19 protein-coding genes, 1 other RNA gene and 2 pseudogenes are annotated in these 20,903 nt (G+C 48.9%); 2 read left to right on the top strand and 20 right to left on the bottom strand.

What is annotated here, in order from left to right:
* Positions 1–264: 264 nt before the first annotated feature.
* From JCM10914_RS24505 to rpoE, 14 genes and pseudogenes are all read right to left on the bottom strand, one after another.
* Positions 265–531, bottom strand: a complete 267-nt coding sequence (locus JCM10914_RS24505; RefSeq protein ID WP_023965914.1) for a pro-sigmaK processing inhibitor BofA family protein — start codon at positions 529–531, stop codon at positions 265–267.
* Positions 532–573: 42 nt separating this feature from the next.
* On the bottom strand, positions 574–864 hold the full coding sequence (locus tag JCM10914_RS24500) for a hypothetical protein (RefSeq protein WP_023965912.1): 291 nt from the start codon (positions 862–864) through the stop codon (positions 574–576).
* Positions 865–1,053: 189 nt separating this feature from the next.
* Positions 1,054–1,653 carry a recombination mediator RecR gene (gene recR, locus JCM10914_RS24495; protein ID WP_023965910.1) on the bottom strand — a complete coding sequence of 200 codons (600 nt, stop codon included), beginning with the start codon at positions 1,651–1,653 and terminating at the stop codon, positions 1,054–1,056.
* 25 nt (positions 1,654–1,678) lie between these two features.
* Positions 1,679–1,990, bottom strand: a complete 312-nt coding sequence (locus JCM10914_RS24490) for a YbaB/EbfC family nucleoid-associated protein (RefSeq protein WP_023965908.1) — start codon at positions 1,988–1,990, stop codon at positions 1,679–1,681.
* A gap of 40 nt (positions 1,991–2,030) precedes the next feature.
* The gene (gene dnaX, locus JCM10914_RS24485; RefSeq protein ID WP_023965906.1) at positions 2,031–3,758 is read right to left on the bottom strand and encodes a DNA polymerase III subunit gamma/tau; all 1,728 of its coding nucleotides are present in this window, start codon (positions 3,756–3,758) and stop codon (positions 2,031–2,033) included.
* A 185-nt stretch (positions 3,759–3,943) separates the two neighbouring features.
* Positions 3,944–4,210: signal recognition particle sRNA large type (ffs, locus tag JCM10914_RS28630), an RNA gene on the bottom strand.
* A 118-nt stretch (positions 4,211–4,328) separates the two neighbouring features.
* Positions 4,329–4,526, bottom strand: a complete 198-nt coding sequence (rpmE, locus tag JCM10914_RS24480; protein ID WP_023965904.1) for a 50S ribosomal protein L31 — start codon at positions 4,524–4,526, stop codon at positions 4,329–4,331.
* A gap of 137 nt (positions 4,527–4,663) precedes the next feature.
* Positions 4,664–5,941 carry a radical SAM protein gene (locus tag JCM10914_RS24475; RefSeq protein WP_023965902.1) on the bottom strand — a complete coding sequence of 426 codons (1,278 nt, stop codon included), beginning with the start codon at positions 5,939–5,941 and terminating at the stop codon, positions 4,664–4,666.
* A 32-nt stretch (positions 5,942–5,973) separates the two neighbouring features.
* Positions 5,974–7,298 (bottom strand): annotated as a pseudogene (gene rho, locus JCM10914_RS24470) (transcription termination factor Rho).
* Between the two features lie 157 nt (positions 7,299–7,455).
* Entirely contained in the window at positions 7,456–8,715 is a 1,260-nt protein-coding gene (locus JCM10914_RS24465; protein WP_023965896.1) for a UDP-N-acetylglucosamine 1-carboxyvinyltransferase, read from the bottom strand.
* A gap of 285 nt (positions 8,716–9,000) precedes the next feature.
* A complete protein-coding gene (gene fba, locus JCM10914_RS24460; RefSeq protein WP_023965894.1) occupies positions 9,001–9,855 on the bottom strand; it encodes a class II fructose-1,6-bisphosphate aldolase in 855 nt (284 codons plus the stop codon).
* A gap of 175 nt (positions 9,856–10,030) precedes the next feature.
* Entirely contained in the window at positions 10,031–10,423 is a 393-nt protein-coding gene (locus tag JCM10914_RS24455; RefSeq protein WP_023965892.1) for a response regulator, read from the bottom strand.
* Positions 10,424–10,663: 240 nt separating this feature from the next.
* The gene (locus tag JCM10914_RS24450) at positions 10,664–12,265 is read right to left on the bottom strand and encodes a CTP synthase (RefSeq protein ID WP_023965890.1); all 1,602 of its coding nucleotides are present in this window, start codon (positions 12,263–12,265) and stop codon (positions 10,664–10,666) included.
* Between the two features lie 444 nt (positions 12,266–12,709).
* On the bottom strand, positions 12,710–13,270 hold the full coding sequence (gene rpoE / locus JCM10914_RS24445) for a DNA-directed RNA polymerase subunit delta (RefSeq protein WP_023965888.1): 561 nt from the start codon (positions 13,268–13,270) through the stop codon (positions 12,710–12,712).
* 413 nt (positions 13,271–13,683) lie between these two features.
* On the opposite strand from rpoE, the pseudogene JCM10914_RS24440 reads away from it, so the two are divergent.
* Positions 13,684–14,828 (top strand): annotated as a pseudogene (locus JCM10914_RS24440) (S8 family serine peptidase).
* 80 nt (positions 14,829–14,908) lie between these two features.
* Here the strand turns inward: JCM10914_RS24440 and argS are convergent.
* The 6 genes from argS to JCM10914_RS24410 form a co-directional block, all read right to left on the bottom strand.
* Positions 14,909–16,588, bottom strand: coding sequence for an arginine--tRNA ligase (gene argS, locus JCM10914_RS24435; RefSeq protein WP_023965884.1), 1,680 nt, complete (start codon positions 16,586–16,588; stop codon positions 14,909–14,911).
* Positions 16,585–17,010, bottom strand: coding sequence for a DUF1934 domain-containing protein (locus JCM10914_RS24430; protein ID WP_023965882.1), 426 nt, complete (start codon positions 17,008–17,010; stop codon positions 16,585–16,587). Before JCM10914_RS24430 ends, argS begins: the two co-directional genes overlap by 4 nt.
* Before the next feature lie 95 nt (positions 17,011–17,105).
* A complete protein-coding gene (locus JCM10914_RS24425; protein ID WP_023965880.1) occupies positions 17,106–17,624 on the bottom strand; it encodes a hypothetical protein in 519 nt (172 codons plus the stop codon).
* Positions 17,625–17,747: 123 nt separating this feature from the next.
* Positions 17,748–18,419 carry a GNAT family N-acetyltransferase gene (locus JCM10914_RS24420; protein WP_023965878.1) on the bottom strand — a complete coding sequence of 224 codons (672 nt, stop codon included), beginning with the start codon at positions 18,417–18,419 and terminating at the stop codon, positions 17,748–17,750.
* 13 nt (positions 18,420–18,432) lie between these two features.
* Positions 18,433–19,122, bottom strand: a complete 690-nt coding sequence (locus tag JCM10914_RS24415) for a GNAT family N-acetyltransferase (RefSeq protein ID WP_023965876.1) — start codon at positions 19,120–19,122, stop codon at positions 18,433–18,435.
* A 45-nt stretch (positions 19,123–19,167) separates the two neighbouring features.
* Positions 19,168–20,025 (bottom strand): carbon-nitrogen hydrolase family protein, encoded by an 858-nt coding sequence (locus tag JCM10914_RS24410; RefSeq protein WP_023965874.1) that lies wholly within the window; start codon positions 20,023–20,025, stop codon positions 19,168–19,170.
* A gap of 334 nt (positions 20,026–20,359) precedes the next feature.
* Here JCM10914_RS24410 and JCM10914_RS24405 point away from each other — a divergent pair, with 334 nt between their 5' ends.
* Positions 20,360–20,884, top strand: coding sequence for a phosphatase PAP2 family protein (locus tag JCM10914_RS24405; RefSeq protein WP_023965872.1), 525 nt, complete (start codon positions 20,360–20,362; stop codon positions 20,882–20,884).
* Positions 20,885–20,903 lie beyond the last annotated feature (19 nt).

Genomic DNA, 20,903 nt, shown 5'->3' with positions numbered 1-20,903 from the left:
TGCTCCACCAAGTAACAAGCCAAGGCTTGTACATTCTTGATTTCGCTTAACTCACTCGTTGTTCAGTTTTCAAAGATCAATCATATTATTTTTGTCATCCGCATCTCAGCGGCGACTTTAATAATATATCATATCGTCTTGTCATCGGTCAAGAAGTTTTTTTGATTAATTTTTCAACTATTAAACTGCTTGAATTCGTAAATCTGACTGCCCTCAATCAAACGGGCGAACATTAATGTATCATATAATATAGCTCCAAGTCAACTACCCTAGCAGAGTTATTTTCAATCCAACCAATAGTGCAACACCAGGTAACCCCAACACCATAACGGTACCTATGGTCATTGGATTTAAAGGGATGTATGTTTCTGCCGCTATCCCCGTATAATTCACAACATAAATCGCAAGCGCCGAAAGCGCTAAATGAGCACCGAACACAGTCAGCCAGCCAAAGCCCAGTTTTCTTCTGAAGACCACATAGACAAGCAACATGAGTGAGATACACAGAACGCCCATAACGATTAATTTCATTTACTCTCCTCCTTACCTAGAACTCTACTTTCTTTCATCCAATCAACTGCTCTCTCGCTTATTCTCTAAATATTGCATATGGGCTCCGTCCAGATTAAGCTGCTTCGCTTGTTTCAAATTCATCTGATATTTACGCTCGGCAGCCTCCAACATATATATGGCATAGTCGATCTGATCCTGCCCCCTTGCCTCTTGAAACAGTAGATGCGCTCTCTCCCATTCCATTTGGGATCGCTGTACATCCATATAGACCGACCACATCTGCTCCTGTTCTTCCGAAGTGATATACACTTCTTGTTCCTTCTTATTCGCTTTTTTGCGCCAGATTCTCATATTCCCTTCACGCCCCCATCTATTGAATGACACCGTCTATAAGACTGTCTGTATCATTCATATCGAGAAGAGGACAAACTTAGAACCTGATCTTTTTCTTTCTACCATCGGCATATGATAAGCACAAAAAAACGAGCCGTCAGAGTTGCCTCCGAAGACTCGTTGGTCATTCCAATTACATGTAATGAATCAGTTCAATTCCCGTCGTCCTTCAAGCGCCTTGGACAAGGTTACCTCATCCGCATACTCCAAGTCGCCGCCTACAGGCAGCCCGTGCGCAATCCGGGTCACTTTAATATCAAAGGGACGAACAAGGCGCGATATGTACATCGCGGTAGCTTCACCTTCAATGTTCGGATTCGTCGCCAGAATCAGCTCCTTCACTCGCTCATCACTTAGACGAGTGAGCAGCTCCTTCAGACGGATTTCATCCGGTCCGACTCCTTCCATTGGCGAAATCGCCCCGTGCAGGACATGATAATAACCGTCAAACTCCTTGGTACGCTCCATGGCGACCAGATCCTTCGCATCCTGAACGACGCAGATCACAGATGCGTCACGGGTCTTGTCCTGACATACACGGCAGGGATCGGTGTCGGTAATATTGCAGCAGATGGAGCAGAAATGCAGATTTCTTTTGACACTAACTAAAGCTTTAGCAAAATCAATAACATCGTCTTCCTTCATGTTCAGAACATGAAAAGCCAGGCGGGCGGCCGTCTTTGGCCCCACACCCGGCAGTCGCGTAAAGGCGTCAATGAGCTTCGCGATCGGTTCAGGATAGTACAAATGTAACTACTCCTTCTAGATTAGATTAGAACAAGCCCGGGATTTTCATGCCGCCTGTAAATTTACCCATATCAGCGTTCGCAATCTCCTCGGCTTTGGCGAGTGCATCATTCACCGCTGTCATAATCAGATCTTGAAGCATCTCAACATCGTCCGGGTCTACGGCTTCCGGTTTAATGTTAATGGACAGGATTTGTTTATGGCCGCTTACTTCAACGGTAACCACGCCGCCGCCGGATGAACCTTCAACGGTTTTGGTTGCGAGCTCTTCTTGGGCCTTCAGCATTTGCTCCTGCATCTTCTTCACTTGCTTCATCATTTGGTTCATATTGTTCATGAGTGATCTCTCCTTATAATAGAGTGCACGTATATACGCGCTAGTCTTTTATGACAACGAGGTCTTCACCAAATAACTGGATCGCCTCATCAATCCAGGGTTTCTTATCACCGGTTGCTGCATCCGGTTCCTCATGTTCCAGCTGGAGTTCCTCCGCTTGCGGCTTGCCCGCGCCTTCGACGGCATCGCTCCAATCCCGAAGCATCATGGTAACCAATCGGTAGGGCCTCGAGAAGGCTCTCTCCAGCACACCTTCAATAACCTGCTTATTGGCTGGTTTCTCGGTTGTCTCACGGTGGATGTTGTTCTTAAAGGCAACCAGGACATTGTCCTCCCACACCGATACCGGCTCTCCGTCCATCAACCAAGCATGCACAGTGACCTTCTCTTCTTTCACATTCTGGAGGATTTGAGCCCACTGCCTCGTGATAGTTGTAAAATCCTCACCGGATCTTGATGAAACATACTGGTCCATGTGCTGCGGAATTTTAGCCGTTGATGCCACTTTCGGTGCTGGGGCTCGAGTCGGCTTAGCCGCTTCTCGTTGATTCCCCGCAGGCACACCATTCTGCATCAAACGCTCCAACTTCCGCTCAAGCGAGGCGACATGCTGCTTCAACTCGGCCAATTCTCCAGCTCCCACTGCATTCTGAGCAGAATTATTGCCTGCTCCAGCAGAGGGTTGCGTAATACCTGACAGCTTAAGCAGCGCAACTTCAAACAACGTCTGTGGCTGTGAGGCATATTTCATCTCGCTCTGATAGCGATTCAGCGTATCGATCATCTGGAACAGTTCATCTCGGCTGAAAGCATTCGCCATCTCTTGGAATTCAGCTGGATTTAGTACACGGTCTGTCAGTTTATCTGCTTGGGGCACCATTTTGATCATCAGAAGATCACGGAAGTAGTACAGGAGATTCTCCATGCACTTGTCCGCGCTCTTACCCTCTTGCATAAACTGTTCGACCATCTGCAGCACAAGCCCTGCATCCCCCTGTTTCAAGGCGCCTGCCAGTCGTCCAAATTGCTCGGAGGCGATACCGCCCGTCATTTCTAGGACCTGTTGATAGGATACCGTGCCACCGGTAAAAGATGCAATCTGATCCAAAATACTAAGCGCATCGCGCATACCACCATCCGACAGACGGGCGATGTACTGAAGGGCCCCCTGCTCGGCAGTGATCCCTTCCTCTCCACAAATACGCTCTAGCCTGCCTGTTTGTTCCTCCAGCGAGACGCGCCGGAAGTCAAACCGCTGACAGCGAGAGATGATCGTTGCCGGTAGTCGATGAGGCTCCGTTGTTGCCAGTATAAACATCACATGTGCCGGAGGTTCTTCAAGCGTCTTCAGAAGAGCGTTGAACGCTTCCGTCGTCAGCATGTGTACTTCATCAATAATATAGACCTTGCGGCGCACTTCAGTCGGTGCGTATTTGACTTTATCCCGCAAGTCGCGAATCTCTTCGACGCCGCGGTTGGATGCAGCATCAATCTCCTGCACATCCATCACCGCACCAGCGGTAATACGCCGGCAGGCTTCACATTCATTGCACGGCTCCTCAGCAGGTCCCTGCTCGCAGTTCACCGCCTTGGCCAAAATCTTAGCGGCACTCGTCTTACCTGTGCCACGCGGACCGTTGAACAGGTAGGCATGGGAGACCCTTTGCTCACGAATCGCATTCTGCAAGGTCTGGATAATATGCTGTTGACCCACCATATCACCAAACGATTGCGGCCGCCATGCACGATATAACGCAATATGTTCCACTGTACTTACCCTCTTTCAACCTCTACATCATCCATTCAAGAAAGGCGTCAGTTGACGTTTATATTATACTACATTTTATACTACTTTCCCCTGCCTTAGCAAAACGTTTCACTGGAAATCTATATCCAGATAAATAAAAAACACCTTTACCCTCAAGGTAAAAGTGTCAAAGTGATGTATGTATACCGTGCACCTGTTATTGATGATTGCGATCCGAGCGGCAATCCTGAACAACAACTCGGGCTAGGCACCCCTCCGGCACAAAAGCGATCTTGCTTATGGCTGCTTCCTTCCGGACCTGACCAGGTTCACAAGTGCTCATTGCGGAGGACCCAACCGTCAACATTATGTGCAGGGACCAGCCTCACATCGACAATACCTCTAACAGGAATTCAACCTCGCTACAGCGGATTGCGAGTTACAGGGCACCGCTACCTCCCCGTCTAGCACGGCGAACTTTAGTATATCGCATGGCTATCAAAATTGCAACTTAACGAAACAAGTGCCCTGCAACAAGGACATTCCTATAACAAAAAAACCCTCCCGCCATAGGCAGAAAGGTTCGTTGTATTAGATACCGTATTTCTTCTTAAATCTATCAACACGACCGCCAGCGTCCAGGAATTTCTGCTTACCTGTGAAGAATGGATGGCAATTCGAGCAAATCTCTACACGAAGATCTGGTTTTACAGAACCTGTCTCGAACGTATTACCGCAAGCGCAAGTCACTGTAGTCACGTGATATTTCGGTTGAATTTGTTGATTCATTGTACCTTTCACCTCTTTTTCGCCCTGAGCCTCATGCGGACCCAGAGTTATGTGGACATACAAGTGGAGTATAGCACGCGTATGGTATTTGCGCAAGAGCTATGCCTAAATCACCAGCACGATCTTGCTACGTTCTATTATAGAATCAACGGCTTCTTCTTCGGTCTTGCCTGACCTGCAGGCGGAACGTGAGTATAGGAGCCGATGACAACATCGGGCAGCTCTTCCTGCATGATCTCGATCGCCTGCTTCATCCCCAGGATCTCGCCCTGGGCCGGAGGAATCAGACCCAGATAACTTTCAGGATCAATGTTCAAGTTACGGAGCTGAATGAGCTTGAGTCCCGTACGGCGAGCAAATTCGATCATCGCTTCCAACTCCTCCTCGCGATCGGTCACTCCTGGGAAGATCAGATAGTTGATAGAGGTGTATACCCCTTGATCTGTAGCATAACGAAGCGATTTCTCAACGTTCGCGAGTGTATATCCGCGCGGCTTATAGTACGCATTATAGTGATCATCAAGTGCGCTGATCGTGCTGACCCTCATAAGGTCAAGACCGACATCGACGATACCACGGATAAAATCGGTCAGCCCCGCGTTTGTATTGATGTTAATGTATCCCATATCCGTCTGAGAACGCACTTCTCGCATAGCTTCAATGATAATCTTCGCCTGGGTGGAAGGTTCTCCCTCGCAACCTTGGCCAAAACTGATGATCGATTCGGGCGTCTTCAGGTGCTCCAGCATAATCTGTACCAACTCATCTACTCTTGGCTTAAAGTTCATACGGGTCTGAGGCGCTACGAAGCCGCTATCATCCGGTTGTTCGGAAATACATCCGAAGCACCCTGCGTTACAGGAATAAGAGACCGGTACGGCTCCTTCCCAGCGGTTCAAAAACGTATTGGAGGCCGTTAAGCATTCATACCCAAGGGCACAATTCGATAAATGCTCGTAAAGCCGGTTCTCCGGATACTTCTCCGTTAATCGCTTCACCCCAAGCTCCAGATCATTCAGGTCACAATTGACTGGATTCCACTTCTCCGGATCATCGGTTAAGCGAGCTGTTGTATAAAAAGAACCCTCTTTCCATACCACCGCTGAATAACCAAAGAGTGGCAGCTTGTAGTCTTTATCCGACTTGACATAACCGGGCAATCCCAGTCGGGTATAGCCTTGGGGCAGCAGCGCTCCAACTGCGGTATAACCACGCTCAAGCGGCATCATCTCACCTGTATCCGGATCCATGCCGACCGCACGCGTGCTCGGCAATCCGACAAGCGTCGCCCCCTCCGGCAGCGGTATTAATTCGTCTTCCAATATTTCAACAATCATATCCCCACTGCGGGCAAGCCCGAACAGCTCGGTATGGTCATATACGTTGCCTTGTTCATCTGCATAAACCAAATACATGTTGATCTCCTATTCTCCGCTGTATGATCTGCTTAGCTCTGTGGAGCCGTCGCTGCGGAAGGGCGCGATGGCCGTCTGGCTGCTTGGCTCTGGCTTCCTGATGAGGTGCTGGCAGCATTCACATCAAAAGCAGCCAAGAACTCGGCGTTAGTCTTGCTGTCGCGCATTTTTTTGAGAAAGCCTTCTACAAAATCAGCCGAATCATTCATATTCTTACGGATCGCCCAGATGGTATCCAGCTCATCCTTCTTCAAGAGCACCTCTTCACGCCGGGTACCTGAACGTCGGATATCAATCGCTGGGAAAATGCGACGTTCCGCAAAACGCCGATCCAAATGCAGCTCCATATTACCCGTACCTTTAAATTCTTCATAGATGATATCGTCCATTCTCGACCCCGTCTCAACTAGGCTGTAGCCAGAATCGTCAGGCTTCCTCCCTCTTCCACATTACGGGCAGAACCGAAGAAGCGCTTCGGGCGATGGAATGCCGCAGGGTCGATACCGCCGCTAAGCGTTCTGCCTGATGGAGGAATGACCAGATTATACGCACGGGCCAGACGCGTGATACTATCCAGCAGAATAACAACATCCTTCTTATGCTCAACTAAACGCAACGCCCGCTCAAGCACCAGTTCCGCTACCTTGATATGATTCTCCGGAAGCTCATCGAACGTAGAAGCCACAACTTCTCCCTTAACAGATCGCTGCATATCGGTAACCTCTTCAGGGCGTTCGTCTATAAGTAGTACAAACAGTTCAATTTCTGGATGATTGGTTGAAATACTGTTGGCAATTTCTTTTAAGAGGAGCGTCTTTCCTGCTTTCGGCGGTGCTACAATCAAACCGCGTTGTCCTAAGCCTACTGGGGCCAGCAAATCCATGATGCGAGTTGATAAGTGATTAGGGGATGTTTCCAGAACTAGCTTTTCTTGCGGATAAAGAGGAGTCAGGGCTGGGAAGTGTAAACGTTCCGCTGCCACAGATGGATTCTCACCATTGACGGCATTTACTTGCAGTAACCCAAAATAGCGTTCATTTTCTTTCGGTGTTCGGCATTTGCCTGATACGAGATCTCCAGTTCGCAGATCGAATTTTCGTATCTGGGATGCCGAGATGTAAATATCCTCGGTGCTGGGAAGATAATTAATCGGTCGAAGAAACCCATATCCCTCTGGCAAAATCTCCAGCACGCCCTCCATGAACATTAAGCCGCTCTGTTCTGCCTGCGCCCGGAGAATAGCGAATATTAATTCTTTCTTCTTCAACTGACCATAATAAGGAATCTGATGCTTCTTGGCCAGCTTATACAGATCCGTCAGCTTCATGCCTTCCAAATCGGAAATTTGCAAATCCATTAAATAACCACCTATTCAATTTTTTGTTTCTGTCACAGCAATCCTATGCTGATCTTGAAGTCTATTATTCTATGAGGACACTACTAGGAGCATTACCCAAATCAAAGGGAGATATGCAGTCTAGCCCGCATAATCCCCCGTTTGAACTATAAAAAAGTCATTCTTCCTCTGTCTCCCGCCACACATCTGCACCTAGCAGACGCAGATTGGTGACTAGATGGTCATATCCTCGGTCGATGAATTCTACTCCGCTAACCTCCGTTACCCCTTCGGGAACCGTAAGGCCGGCAATCACAAGCGCGGCACCTGCCCGCAGGTCCGTTGCCTTGACCTTGGCCGCGTTCAGCGGCCCTCCCTCAATAATGGCAGAGCGCCCTTCCACGCGGATCTTCGCATTCATGCGCACCAGTTCGGGCACATGCTTAAACCGATTGCTATATACAAAATCACTAAGCACGCTGACTCCCTCCGCCTGCGTTAAGAGAATGGTCATCGGGGACTGAAGATCTGTGGCAAATCCAGGATATATGAGCGCCTTCACATCAACATGATTATAGCGTTCTTTACCGATGACGCGAATACTCTCATCCAGTTCCTCAATACCTACGCCCATCTCAATTAACTTCGCCGTTAGAGCTTCAAGGTGCTTGGGAATGACGTTGTCAATCAATACATCGCCGCGTGTTGCAGCAGCTGCTATCATGTAGGTTCCAGCCTGGATCCGGTCAGGAATGATGGAATGGCGACAGCCGTGCATCTCACTGACGCCCTCAATCCGGATTGTCTCGGTACCAGCACCTTTAATGATAGCTCCCATCGAATTAAGTAACGTTGCTACATCTATAATTTCAGGCTCTTTTGCCGCATTTTCGATAATGGTAGAGCCTTTGGCCTTAGCAGCCGCCAGCATAATGTTAATCGTCGCACCCACACTGCTGACATCCAGATAAATCTTCGCACCGCGAAGCTCTTTGGCTTGAAGATGAATCGCCCCGTGTTCATTCGTGACGGTAGCGCCCAGCGCTTCAAAACCCTTGATGTGCTGATCAATGGGACGCGGTTCAAAGTTGCAGCCGCCCGGCAGGCCGATAACAGCTTCTTTAAATCTTCCCAGCATTGCGCCCATCATATAATAGGACGCACGCAGTTTCTTAACAGGTCCGTTCGGCATCGGAATAGATTTGATATCAGACGGGTCAATTCTCATCTGATTGCCTTCCCATGAAACTTGGCCACCCAATTCCTCTAAAATCTCAGCATAAACAGCTACGTCACTGAGTAGCGGCAAGTTATCGAGTACGACTTCCGACTCTGCCAGAATTGCGGCAGGAATTAACGCAATGGCACTGTTCTTGGCACCGCTGATCGTAACCGTGCCACGCAGTGGTCGTCCACCGCTGATCATCAATTTTTCCATAAGCTTTCGGGTCCCCCTACATCACTTCACGCCGGAAATGGTTCTAACGGCGGTCATTATAAGAAAAACGTCTGAATTTCGACGTTACTCAAGGATGACAGACCGCATCTATCAGTTTATTTACTTGGGTGATATCAGGTCGCGAAGTTCACCATCGCTCATCGTATCTGACATCTTAGTAAATGAAATGGAAAAACACCGGCTATGCGGTGTACTTTCCATTTCATCTTCAAGAACATAAGGCATCCTAAGATATCTTCTTAGGTGCGCCAAGCGATGTGGGAATTAAGCTTGATTGCTCGAGCCGAACTCGCGCATCTTGCCAACTACCGTTTCTTTGATTGCTTCACGACCAGGTTTAAGGAACGTACGAGGATCGTAAGCTTCCGGTTTAGCATCCAGCACTTCACGAACCACTTTCGTGAACGAAATTTGATTCTCGGTATTTACATTGATCTTGGAAGTACCAAGGGAAATGGCCTTTTTGATATCGTGGGTAGGAATGCCTGTACCGCCGTGAAGAACCAGCGGAAGACTAACCGCATTGCGAATCTCTTCCATTTCTTTGAATCCAAGGTTAGGTTCACCCTTGTATGGACCGTGTACAGATCCGAGGGCAGGAGCCAACGTATCGATACCTGTCTCGTTCACAATGCGCACGCAATCATCAAGCTTCGCGTACATAACGTCACCAATTACGTCATCTTCCTGTCCGCCGACCATGCCTACCTCAGCCTCAACGGAAACGCCTTTGGCATGAGCATAGGCAACGACTTGTTTCGTTGTTTCGATATTGGTATCAATCGGGCTGTGAGAGTCGTCAATCATGACAGAAGTAAACCCAGCATCGATTGCTTCTTTACATTTCTCTATACTTGAACCATGGTCGAGGTGGATAGCGACAGGAACTGTAATCTTCAGATCCTCCATCAGACCTTTCACCATATGAACGACGGTGCTGAATCCGCCCATGTAACGTGCAGCGCCTTCGGAAACACCCAGAATTACCGGTGATTTCTCTTGTTCAGCGGCTTCAAGAATTGCATAGGTCCACTCCAGATTGTTGATGTTGTATTGACCAACAGCATATTTACCTTGAAGTGCTTTGTTGAGCATGTCTGTCATTGATACTAATGGCATGGTTTCATCCTCCTAAAGATGCTTGGTTTGTCTATAAATTCTATCCGTTATTGCATACGGATTTATTATACCACAACGCGTCATAAATACTAAACAAGCATTTCCTAGAATAGAGTGCCTCTCCAGACTATATTGGCAAAAAAAAGAATTCCGCCCCGTGAGCAGAATTCATCGTTTAGCCAAGGTTGTTGGCGGTTCCTTTCAATTGCATATTGACCGCCTGACGCATCTCGTCAATATCGAACGGTTTGGTAAAATGCATTAGAGCCCCAAGATCGGTAGCTTCTTTGATCATATCAAGCTCGCCGTAGGCGGTCATCATAATGACTTTGATCTCCGGGTTCATCTGCTTAATATGCTTCAAAATCTCGAGCCCGTCCATTCCAGGAATTTTCATATCGAGCAGCACTAAATCTGGCACATGCAACTTCACAATCTCAAGGGCAGCCTTACCATTCGCCGCCTGAAATGTCTCATATCCTTCACTGCTAAACACTTCTACAAGAAGAATGCGAATTCCATTCTGGTCATCCACAATCAGCACCTTGTGTTTGCTCTGTTTGCTCATCCTTTTACCCTCCCGACACTTATCGTGCAATGAGTACGCAAACTCAAAATTTCCTATCGATACCATAAACCGACCATTATCTGTATTCGCCTGCAGATGTCGAATTCCTTCCTCACATAAAAAAAGTAGGGAAAAAAGATGAAATCCGGCTAGAGAGGCCTGTCCTTAGCATGCAACTTACTCTTTCATGACAAAAAAACCCGAGAGATTTGCTCTCTCGGGTTCTTATATATCGATGGGTTAGGCCAAATGTTGAATAGAAGCTTTCACAAATTCACGGAAAAGCGGCTGCGGACGGTTCGGTCTGGAGGTGAATTCCGGATGGAATTGCACGGCCAGGAACCAAGGGTGCTCAGGAAGCTCCACAATCTCAACCAGACGTCCGTCCGGCGAGGTACCGGAAATACGTAAACCTGCTTTTTCAATATCTTCGCGGTATTGGTTATTGAACTCATACCGATGACGATGTCTTTCATAGACGAGTTCGTCCTGATAACAAGCTTCGGCGAGGGAGCCTGGAACGAGTTTGCATGGATAGAGTCCAAGACGCATCGTGCCACCCAGATCCTCGATATCCTTCTGTTCAGGCAGAAGATCAATGACGGGGTATTCCGTAGCCGGGTCAATCTCGGAACTATTCGCTCCGCTCAAGCCGACAATGGAACGAGCATATTCAATGACGGAAACCTGCATGCCAAGGCAGATTCCAAAGAACGGAATGTTGCGTTCACGGGCATAACGAATTGCACTGATCTTACCTTCGATACCACGATCGCCAAAGCCGCCTGGGACAAGAATACCTCCAATCCCTTGCAGCAGGTCCTCTACATTGTCCGGCGTGATTTCCTCGGCATTCACCCAGCGGATCTTGACCTCCGTATTAGCGTCAAATCCTGCATGGGACAATGACTCTACAACGCTAAGGTATGCATCGTGCAGCGCAACGTACTTGCCGACGATCGCGATTTCAACCGTATTCGTAAGCTTGGTCACGCGCGCAACGAGGTCTTCCCATTCGCTCATGTCTGGCGCTGGTGTCGTCAGCTTCAAATGATTTACTACAATCTCGTCCAGACCTTCCTCACGCAGATTAAGCGGAACTTCATAGAGAGAAGAAGCATCACGGCATTCAACGACGGCATTCGGATCGATGTCGCAGAAGAGCGCGATCTTCGCTTTCATCTCGGTTGAAAGCTCGTGTTCTGTGCGGCATACGATTACATTAGGCTGAATACCGATGCTGCGGAGTTCTTTAACACTATGCTGGGTCGGCTTGGTCTTCACTTCACCAGCTGCCTTAATATATGGAATGAGGGTTACGTGGATGTACATGACGTTCTCACGACCGACATCGCTCTTGATTTGACGAATCGCTTCAAGGAATGGAAGGCTCTCGATATCCCCTACCGTGCCGCCAATTTCCGTAATGACGACATCCGAACCCGCCTCCCGGCCTGCACGGAATACGCGTTCCTTGATTTCGTTCGTGATGTGGGGAATAACTTGGACCGTACCGCCCAAATATTCACCGCGACGCTCTTTACTGATGACAGAAGAGTATACTTTGCCTGTTGTCACGTTGCTATTCTTCGACAGATTGATATCAATAAACCGCTCGTAATGACCCAGATCAAGGTCCGTCTCAGCTCCGTCATCTGTAACGAACACTTCGCCATGTTGGTAAGGACTCATGGTTCCCGGATCGATATTAATATACGGATCGAATTTCTGTATCGTTACCTTGAGCCCTCTGTTCTTGAGCAATCTGCCGAGCGAAGCGGCGGTAATCCCTTTCCCGAGAGATGACACGACCCCGCCTGTTACAAAAATATACTTTGTCACTGTTAAAAACCCTCCTATATAATCTCCATAACTTCAGGCGACATATGATGTTTATCCTAACCCGTTTTCCCCTGATTCATCAGAGGGACCAACAAAAAAGCATCGCTCGCCACCCTTAATGGTGAGCGAGCTGACCTCAAAGCACTATAAACAAACGTAAAAAGCTGATGCTTCACTAAGAGCTTGTCGAAGTATCATGCCAAGCAGGCCTGGTCGCCTCCAACACGGCTCATATAAACAAAAAAAAGTGCCCCGAATAAATAACGGGGCGCTTTTATATTAAACATATTTAATCCACAATCATAAGCCCAAGCAATAGTTTACTCTGTGCCTTGTCCGCTTGTCAAGAGAAGAACAAACCTCAAAATCCCCCAATTTACGGTCAGGTAATATCACAGCCGATAAGTTATGCCGACAGGCTAACAAGACGACAGCAGGTTGTAATTAATTCCGCTCGTCCTCGTCGAAATCTTCTTCCTCTTCTTCCTCTTCTTCTTCCGAATCCTCATCATCCATATCGTCATCATCGATAACGACATCTTCATCCACTTCTTCTTCGGTGTCATCATCTTCGGAATACAGATCATCATCATGATCCTCATCTTCATTCAGATTATCGTAATCCTCTTCCGTGTCATCGGCACTGTAGGTTTCCTCTTCATCCGTGAAGTCATCATCATCGTCATCTTCATCATTGATGATCCGCGGACGCTTGGCGTTCGCAATCGGATCTTCTGACTTCTCAAGCGGGTACCAGCGCTTCAACCCCCACAGATTCGTTCCAACGCACGCAAAGCGCCCGTCTATATTGATCTCTGTATATAACTGGGCAATCGTTTCGTTAATTTCCTCTTCTGTAAAGCCACGAAGCTTAGCCACCTCGTTCATCAGGTCACGGTAGTAATACGGCGTATTCGCCGCCTTCAGAACCATGAAAGCCAGGTCCACCATCGGGATTTCCTGAATCTTCTCTGGATCGATCTTTAAATTGAGCGGATTACTCACTAACGCACACTTCCTCTCACACAATCTTCACGTTCATATCCTCAACATATCCATTATCAAACCTAAGTAAAACCTATTTAGACATAAAAATCAAGTTTTAATCCATCGCTTGTCCACTCGTTAAACACGTGTGCCCATGGCCGCCGCAACAAGCCATTCCCATCCGCAACAGAAATAGAAAAAGACGGAGACCACCTCTCCGCCTTCTGACTGTACCCGCCCCAAGGATCGACTCCTTACGGGTTAGAAAAGAGAACCTTGACGCTCTCTCCATGTATCTTATGTTCGCCATGCCGCTTTGACACGAGAAACAGGGCCTATTTCCCGGAAAAAGGGCAACATCCCATTCGGGCGCTCTCCCCAGCTCATACAATACTGAAGCAATGGTTCATCGAGAAGGGAGATTGCCACATATGGACTACACCCGGATCATGCAATCACTACTTACGGAGACGAACCCTATGCGGAACGCTCGGGCAGAGAAGCGGCGGCTGCTTACGTTCCACGACCCTAATCTGTACCAGGATTGCATTAGTGAATGGAGTCGCCTTACCGGGAGAGGGTCTTTGCCGGGCTCGATCCGTATCTCGCCGCTTACCCACACCATCATTGCCCCAGTCACCCATACCACAAAGCTTGAACAAGAATTTCGGCACGATCTGATGGTGGAGGAAGATCACCAGCTTCATATTCACGCTGTACAGGGCAGTGTCGGAAAGTTAACCGGTATCCCATGGGGGATCAAACAAATCAAAGCTCCCCAGCCTGGTCAATCTCGACAGGGCACCGCATCAAGATTGCTGTCATTGACACCGGCGTCGATTTTACTCATCCGGATCTGAAATACTCGTTAACCCGCGGCATTAATCTCGTTCATCGGAATATGCCCCCGCATGACGACAATGGTCATGGCACACATATTTCAGGTACCATTGCAGCTGCCAACAGCACACAAGGTATGATAGGCGTTGCACCACGCTCTATTGTCTATCCCGTCAAAGCCTTCGATCAAAACGGGTCAGCGTTTGTGTCCGATATAATACTGGCGATCGACTGGTGTGTCCGTGCCGATATTGACATCATTAATATGAGTTTTGGCATGCAAACCCGGAGCCGGACTCTGCTTGATATCGTCACTAAGGCTAACCAGGCCGGCGTCATCATCGTAGCTTCGTCTGGCAATGACGGCAAGCGCAGAACGGCTGATTACCCCGCCCGCTATCCTCAGACCATCTCGGTGGGTGCAACGGATCGTAATCGCAGAATCCCGGCTTTCAGTAATCGTGGGCAATTCGTGGATATTTATGCCCCCGGAGACAAAATCGTATCGGCCTGGCTTCATAACAAGTACCATGAAATGAGCGGTACCTCAATGGCCACTTCCCATGTCAGTGGAGCTATCGCTCTACTGCTTGCCCAGAAACCGGATCTGAAATTGGCCTCCATCAAAACACTTCTACGCCGCACGTCCTCCCCCTTGAGGCTAAAAAAAGGATACAGCACCATGGATGGTGAGATTAACGCCCTTAAGTTCTTACGTGAGGGTATGAAGCTATAATTCAGCTTATACGATATAGAAGAGCCGCCTCTCCATCTGGAAGGCGGCCATAGTAGCCTGTTGTGGGCTTGTGAACAACGCTACATCTTCTCTGGAGCGGACACGCCCATAAGGCGCAACACGTTGGCAATGACCGTGCGAACAGTGCCCAGAAGGGCAAGCCGGGCTTGCGTTTGCTCTGCGTCTTCCGTAATGACCCGCTCCGCTCTGTAGTAGCTGTGGAATAGGGAGGCCAGCTCATACACATAACGGATAAGTCGGTGCGGAGCATAGTTCTCCGCAGCGAGTGACACCTCTTGCGGGAGTTCTCCCATTTTGCGCAGAATATCGTACTCATGCTCAGCCGTAAGCACGCTCAAGTTCACGTCAGACAGCGGCAACAAGCTCACGCCTTGCTCGTCTGCTTGACGGAATACGCTGCAAATACGTGCGTGAGCATACTGCACATAGAACACCGGGTTCTCGTTGGACGTGGATACCGCCAAATCCATATCAAAATCCAGATGCGAATCCATGCTGCGCATGGTAAAGAAATAACGGATCGCATCCACGCCCACTTCATCCATCAGATCTTCCATCGTGACCGCTTTACCGGTACGCTTGGACATCTTCACTTTCTCGCCGTCCTGAAACAAGCTGACCATTTGGGCGATTAGCACCGTTAATTTCGCAGGATCATTCCCAAGCGCCTCCATCGCGGCCTTCATACGCGGCACATAGCCATGATGGTCCGCACCCCAAATGTTGAGCATGCGATCATAACCCCGCTCGTATTTATTACGATGATAAGCAATATCTGGAGTCAGGTAGGTGTACGTGCCATCATTCTTAACAAGCACGCGGTCTTTATCATCGCCATAATCCGTCGTACGCAGCCACACCGCATCGTCCTTGTCATACGCTTCACCCTTGGCTTTCAGCTCGTCCAATGACTTCTCAACAAGTCCGTTCTCATACAAGGAGGTCTCGCTGAACCACTCGTCAAAATGAACGCGGAACCGATTCAGATCGCGCTTGATCTTACCCAATTCCTTCTCCAGCCCGAACTGACGGAAAAACGCCGTTCTCTCGCCCGGTTCCATGGACAGCAGCGAATCCCCCTTCTCGGCAACCAGCTCCTTAGCGAACCCTTTGATATCCTCGCCGTGGTAGCCGTCTTCCGGCATGTCGGCGTCCTGGCCCAGCTCCTGCAGATAACGAGCCTCCAGCGACTTGATCAGATTCACAACTTGGTTGCCCGCGTCGTTAATGTAATATTCCCGCGTCACTTCGTAGCCTGCGTAATCCAATACGTTGCACAGCGCATCGCCTACGGCTGCCCCGCGTGCGTGTCCCAGATGCAGGCTTCCCGTCGGATTCGCGCTGACAAACTCCATTTGGACCCTTTGTCCCTTGCCGGTCGCAATTCGTCCGTAGTTCTCCCCTTGCTCCTGGACCAAGGGTACGATTGGATAGAGGTATCCCTTGTTCAAGGTAAAGTTAATAAATCCGGGTCCGGCAATTTCCGCTCGTTCAATAGATGCTTTCTCCGTGTCGAGATGCGCCAGAACATCCTCGGCGATCTGCCGCGGATTCTTCTTGGCAATGCGCGTTAGCTGCATTGCGATATTCGTGGCCAAGTCGCCGTGCGACTTATCCTTGGGAACTTCCAGCGTAATGGCGGGCAGCTCCTCACGGGTGACCAGCCCTGCAGCCACAGCTGCGTCCGCAACCCCTTCAGCTACCAGCCCGTTAATGTGATCTAATGGATTCATTGTCATGATTCATGTGCCTCCTGAATAGTCAAACTAATAGAAAAGTGTCCCGATAACTCGTCAAACACATATAAATCATACGCCCAGGCCACACGTCCGAACATGCCCTCAAGCTCTAGTTCCAGTCGCTGGGTGTGCGTAGACAGTTTAAATGAAGTGAACGGGGAGCGATAGTACCCCGGCAAGCGCTGGCCCAGCTGAAATGCCTGCTCGGATTCAACTTCGCCGTGACGGATCAGCTTAAGCTCGTCCTCCGTCAGCTTGAGCATCGCCCGGGTCTCTCCTTGATGCGGACCAAGCGCAGGTTCCGTATAGCGAATATACAGCGCATTCCCTTTGGCGAACGCCTCTGCAGGCAGCTCCTGCACCGTATTCTCTCCCGCGTGAAGGCTATGAAGACGGATGCTCACTTGTTGTCGGTCGTTCATGCTCGTTCCTCTTTTCCTTACCTATTGTATTACTATATCCAGTATAGCCTTGCAATTCAAATGAGGATTGGGGCAAAGGTCAAATTATTTCAAAATCATTCGTCGTATTTCTCTGCCCATTGCTTGCGCCACTCACTGAAACTTATCCCTATAACATCCTCCAGCGTTCTCCCATCTAGAGCATAGGGGGCGCCGGCTAAATCATCGCGATCAGGGAAAGAAGTGCCCCCTATTACCTTCCCCTCCGCCATCATCACCTGCAGGGCTGTATGCGTGCCGTACATAGCATCCAACGGATGGCCGGAGACGATAAAGGAATGAGACGTAATCTCTTTACCGAAGTAGGCTGCCGGATCGATGGATTGCACGCCCCATATCTGAATATAAGGTAATTGGCCGTTGTCAGGATTAAGAAGAGCTTTCTCTAAAGTGTAAGTGAAGGGCTCACTCGGACTGCTCACTATCTTGTAACCGCGTGCTTCCACGTAATTGGCCGCGATCTTCTGCTCACCAGACATCGGTTGATCCGAACGCAGGCTAAACGATATGAATGTAAGCAGGATAATCAAGACTACACTGATGCCTACCCCAAACGCCACGTTCCTTCTCGCCATAATATTGCCCTCCGATCATACTTCTGACCGTTACCATAGGATCTCAATCCTTGTCGCCATGGAACGTTATAAGGAAAAAACATGCCTGATTCCCTATGAATCAGACATGAATGAAACGTAAACTTACAGCGGCAGCAGTGGTACGCTCTGCTGTGTTTCCAGCTTCGCCACCATCTCGTTCCAAGCTTGCGGTTTCTCGGGCAGTACGGCGTAATATCGCTTCAGGAAGTTTACGATCAGCTCTGCCGGCAACTCAGTCACCGTATCGTCGCCCGGCATAAAACAGAAATCCAGTCCGCTCACCGCTTCGCCGTCATTGTTCCAGGACGGATGCACATAGCGAATATCTGTGCGTTTGTAACCAAGGTGCGACAATACTTCGCGACGAACGAACGGATCCATCGGCTTTACCCCGCCGAACGCATGGTCCTGAACCCGATAAGGATCATAAATTTCGGCGAACATGCCGAATAGCACTTTGCCGTTCGCTGCAGCCAGTGCATGCAGATCCTGCAGGCGATGCTGCGCCAGGAATCGTCCAATGCCCAGCCCTTCCCGTCCAATGATCGTAAAGTCGGTCATCGCCACATTCCAATCCTCGTAATACCGGTATTCCGTTGTCCCTACGACTTCACCGTCATACAAGGCAACAAATACCCGAATGCCCGGATCTTCCAGCGGTTCTCTCCATAAACCGTACTCCAGCACCTCTTCCGGCGGGAATACTTCCTTCATCAAGTTGTGCATTTTGAGAAACAACGGATCGTCTATGCTTGTAATACGAATATATTCCATGGGTAACTCCCCTTCATGATATAATAGATCCTTCTCCTTTGAACGGATTTCTCCACTCCATCAAAGCCCCATAATGGCAGGACTCCTCATCATCCAGATAATGCGCTGCAACGCCGACTGGGGTTCGTCCGCAGCGCAGAAGGAAGGTTATGACCGGATCCTTAAGCTTCCCCCTTACAACGGCATCTAAATATTCCTCAGCTGTCATCTTAGCTGCATGAAGGTGGTAACCCGGCATTCTTCCGCCTCCGAGCAGCCGTTCAAGACCGAGCTCAACGGTCACATGATAGAGCGCCTGAATGAGCCATTTGCCAAGACCCAGCTTGCGAAAGCGTGGTCTGACACATATATCGGCAATATAGAGCGTATTTCCGTCTGGCTGATGTGTGCGAATATAGCCGTTATCGGTTGTATCCGCCCAGGAATGGGCAGGTTCAGCAGGATTATAATTAACGATTAGCGAGGTAATCGAGCCTGCCAGGACACCATTGACTTCCACGCATAAGGCTCCTGCGGGAAACCGACTCACGTGCTGACTCAACTGCTCGGTGTTCCACCATTGCTCCGAAGGATATGGGGGTGGAAAGGTCTCGGATTGGATAACGATGAGTTCTTCAAAGTCGTCCGGTGTATACCTGCGAATGACGGCCGACACCGGCTCGGTGCCGTCATAAACATAGAAAGGCTGGTGATATCCTGCCATATGAGCTTGTACCTCCTGACATGATATTTTTTTACTTGTATCCCATTATTGCCAATCCGGATATAAATCCGTGCGTCGATCTCTCCATGTCGTGACCGAGCCCTTCTCCCTTACCTGATACAATAACTCCAGATCGAGATCGGCCGTAATGATCATATCGTTATTAAGCTCACCTTCGGCCAGTAAGCCTTGCGGCGGGAAGGGAATGTCGTTGGGTGTAATGATGGCCGCTTGGCCAAAGTTAGCCCGCATCAGATCCACTGTCGGCAAGGAACCGACGGTTCCGGTCAGTACAACATAGACCTGATTCTCGATCGCACGGGCATGACTTGTATAACGTACGCGATGAAAGCCATGGCGGTCATCTGTGCAGGAAGGGCAAAAGATCACATCGGCTCCTTTGGCCTTGGCCATCCGGACGATCTCCGGAAATTCAATATCATAACAAGTCAACATAGCAATGGTGCCAAATTCCGTCTCGAACACCGCTAGTCCTTCACCTGCGCCCATATTCCATCCTGTAATCTCCGCAGGGGTAATGTGGATCTTGGCTTGCTCCGCGATACGACCATCGGGGTAGAAAAGATGTGCCACATTGTACAACTTTTGTTCACGGCGTATGACGTGGGTCCCTCCTACAATATGAATGCTATATGTCTTCGCCAAGCCTTGAAACAGCTCGCGGTAACGGTCCGTAAAGTCCGGTAGATCATTGATCGTTAATGCCTTGCCTGTCTTGTCTCCAACCGACATAAGCTGCGTGGTGAAGAATTCCGGAAATAATACAAAGTCGGTCTCAAATTCAGCTGCAGTCCGTATATAATGCTCCACCTGGTGGGCAAAATCTTCAAAGGATTGAATCGTATGCAGATGATACTGCACAGCAGATACGCGAAATTTCATCTAGACCCTCCTTAAAAAGTGAGATGTTCTCATTATATCGGATTCCGTGCCGCGATTACATGGAAACATTCACGGGAGTAATGGTTTGACGAGTCGACCTGTCATCCCGTTTCATTTGTGAAAATGCCACTATGGATGATCATTTTGCTTACAAACATACGATTTCATGAAATTTTACTCCCATTTCGTACCCACACTTAACAAATCTCCTGTATACTGTCGTATGTAAGCATCTTGTCCTGCGACAAGGTGCCCACGACACAGATATTCGGTTTATATCCTTACGACAGGCCCGCAAGTATACAAAAATATAATGTGAGGTGTTCTGTTCACAATGTTAACTCGTTCGATGGATTGGCTTCAGCAGCATGACCGCCTTCTGTTCCGCTGGTGCAATCGGAAGATCAGCAACAAAACGGTGGATTTCTTGCTCTCGCTGGTCACCCATATGGGGGGAGCTACCTTTACCATTGTGCTAACACTTTCAATAGCGTTATTCGCACCAGAGCCTTGGAATGTGATGGGATGGCAGAGCTTTGCCGCACTGGTCCTTAGCTTCATCATAACCGCCCTTATTAAGCGAAAGATGCGGCGGATTCGCCCATACCTTGCGCTGGAGCAAGTGCGATTCGAGAAAAAACCGATGAAGGATCACTCTTTCCCTTCCGGTCATTCAACAGCCATATTTTCTATCATCACGCCATTTCTGTTCATTATGCCCTGGCTGTCCGTGCTATTGATATTTATTGCACTTACCGTTGCCTTCTCAAGAATTTCTCTTGGCTTTCATTATCCCTCCGATTGTTTGGCCGGCTGTTTAATCGGTACCACTTCTGGTCTGATCATTGCACTAAGTTAGATATTCAACAAGCCCCAAT

The organism is Paenibacillus sp. JCM 10914, from assembly GCF_001315105.1.
Lineage (GTDB): Bacteria > Bacillota > Bacilli > Paenibacillales > Paenibacillaceae > Paenibacillus_AQ.
The sequence above is the reverse complement of the archived record's forward strand: the minus strand, read 5'-3'. Positions and strand labels throughout refer to the sequence as shown.

Bases quoted from the DNA above. Each gene is read 5' to 3' on its own strand.
- JCM10914_RS24420 (WP_023965878.1), bottom strand. From the start codon at position 18,419: ATGGAATATATTCGTATTACAAGCATAGACGATCCGTTGTTTCTCAAA.
- rpmE (WP_023965904.1), bottom strand. From the start codon at position 4,526: ATGAATCAACAAATTCAACCGAAATATCACGTGACTACAGTGACTTGC.
- JCM10914_RS24415 (WP_023965876.1), bottom strand. From the start codon at position 19,122: ATGGCAGGATATCACCAGCCTTTCTATGTTTATGACGGCACCGAGCCG.
- argS (WP_023965884.1), bottom strand. From the start codon at position 16,588: ATGACAATGAATCCATTAGATCACATTAACGGGCTGGTAGCTGAAGGG.
- JCM10914_RS24500 (WP_023965912.1), bottom strand. From the start codon at position 864: ATGAGAATCTGGCGCAAAAAAGCGAATAAGAAGGAACAAGAAGTGTAT.
- JCM10914_RS24465 (WP_023965896.1), bottom strand. From the start codon at position 8,715: ATGGAAAAATTGATGATCAGCGGTGGACGACCACTGCGTGGCACGGTT.
- JCM10914_RS24490 (WP_023965908.1), bottom strand. From the start codon at position 1,990: ATGAACAATATGAACCAAATGATGAAGCAAGTGAAGAAGATGCAGGAG.
- fba (WP_023965894.1), bottom strand. From the start codon at position 9,855: ATGCCATTAGTATCAATGACAGACATGCTCAACAAAGCACTTCAAGGT.
- JCM10914_RS24430 (WP_023965882.1), bottom strand. From the start codon at position 17,010: ATGAACGACCGACAACAAGTGAGCATCCGTCTTCATAGCCTTCACGCG.
- JCM10914_RS24475 (WP_023965902.1), bottom strand. From the start codon at position 5,941: ATGTATTTGGTTTATGCAGATGAACAAGGCAACGTATATGACCATACC.
- JCM10914_RS24425 (WP_023965880.1), bottom strand. From the start codon at position 17,624: ATGGCGAGAAGGAACGTGGCGTTTGGGGTAGGCATCAGTGTAGTCTTG.
- JCM10914_RS24455 (WP_023965892.1), bottom strand. From the start codon at position 10,423: ATGAGCAAACAGAGCAAACACAAGGTGCTGATTGTGGATGACCAGAAT.
- JCM10914_RS24410 (WP_023965874.1), bottom strand. From the start codon at position 20,025: ATGAAATTTCGCGTATCTGCTGTGCAGTATCATCTGCATACGATTCAA.
- JCM10914_RS24405 (WP_023965872.1), top strand. From the start codon at position 20,360: ATGTTAACTCGTTCGATGGATTGGCTTCAGCAGCATGACCGCCTTCTG.
- JCM10914_RS24505 (WP_023965914.1), bottom strand. From the start codon at position 531: ATGAAATTAATCGTTATGGGCGTTCTGTGTATCTCACTCATGTTGCTT.